The organism is Thiolapillus sp., assembly GCF_048562965.1.
Classification (GTDB): Bacteria; Pseudomonadota; Gammaproteobacteria; order Chromatiales; family Chromatiaceae; genus Thiolapillus; species Thiolapillus brandeum_A.
Window position 1 is genome coordinate 1 of record NZ_JBHNMF010000862.1, and the last position, 1221, is coordinate 1221.

General features: G+C 56.7%; 1 protein-coding gene and 1 pseudogene. Both read right to left on the reverse strand.

Annotated features, from left to right (window positions below; translation table 11 throughout):
- Positions 1-340 (reverse strand): NERD domain-containing protein (locus tag ACOCD2_RS20695; RefSeq protein ID WP_293681286.1); only part of this gene is annotated, 340 nt, incomplete at its 3' end.
- A gap of 15 nt (positions 341-355) precedes the next feature.
- Positions 356-1221 (reverse strand): annotated as a pseudogene (locus tag ACOCD2_RS20700) (hypothetical protein); the annotation flags it as partial.

Here is a 1221-nt window from a genome sequence, read left to right on the forward strand (position 1 = left end):
GCATGTTCTTGTTCGCCTGCTCGAAGGGATCTCGAATGTCTCTCTCCTTGCCATTGGGGAGCCGGCGATACCAACGCCGCCCATCGGAATCGTAGCGGATTTCGCCTCCTTTCACTTCCAGGACCAACAACCCCAGTTCGGGCCAGAGAATGAGAAAATCGGCCTCTCCCTCCTTCAACGTGGTCTTCTTGCTCCTGTCGTTGCGATCGGGTCTCAACCAGGGATAGCTATGATAGACGATCACGTGATTGGGCAACTGCTCCAGCAATGCTCTTGCAACGTCACGTTCCGGTTTGTTGTCTATCTCTTCGACCGATAGAGTCGGTATCAAATGTGCCATGGGCAGCTCCTGCTTCTATTCCTCTACCACGGTGCCGATACCAGAGAAGGCTTCCCACTCCGATTTCGACAACTGCAGAGACGTGGCCGCACCCGGGCGCCGAACTTTGAGATTGATCCGAGGTTCCCCTGTCTCTGCATCCTGCAATTCCGACCACCCCAACTCTCCATGAGCGAAACCCGGCACACCGTCCGGCTGACTCAGATCAGGGTGCGCCACCACGACCCGGGTATTCTTGGGTGGTTTCGGATCACCAACCGCCATGAAGCGTACCTTCCGCGCCTCGGCTTCTCCAGGCAACCACACGGAGAATGCCCGCCCAGCCAACTCCTGCCCCTGCAATGCCTGGAACGGGGATCCACCACCCTCATCGTGGGTATTCTTCCTTTCATCGGCATCGACCTCGACCTCTTCTTTCTTCGGTGGAGGCCGTACACGCCACCTGGGTGCGTCACCCGAGTGCATACTGTTCATGATCAGAGGAACACCCGGCTCCACTTCCCGCATCGACATGGGTACCGTAAAATTCCGCCACGCACTGATTCCCGGCCTCTCCAACAGAGGAACGATATTCTCCTTGCCCTGACCTTTGCGCTCATAAGCCAAGATCCGACCTCCGACGCTGGCCTTCTTCGCCCATTCGTCGATCCGTTCCTTCAGTTCCTGGATCGCCAGATCCTTGGTATCCGTACCCTTGATCAGCCAGGCACGATCACTCACCACATTGATGACTTTTTCTATCTCCTCTCCGTCCGTCTCATCCAGTTCACTGGCACCTTTGTTGGGGTTGAACAGGTCGTTCTCCAGACGCAGGATACTCAGCATGGTTCCCGTAAGACCACGATCCATGGCCCTGGGAGAGAAAGGCGTCACCGACTGTG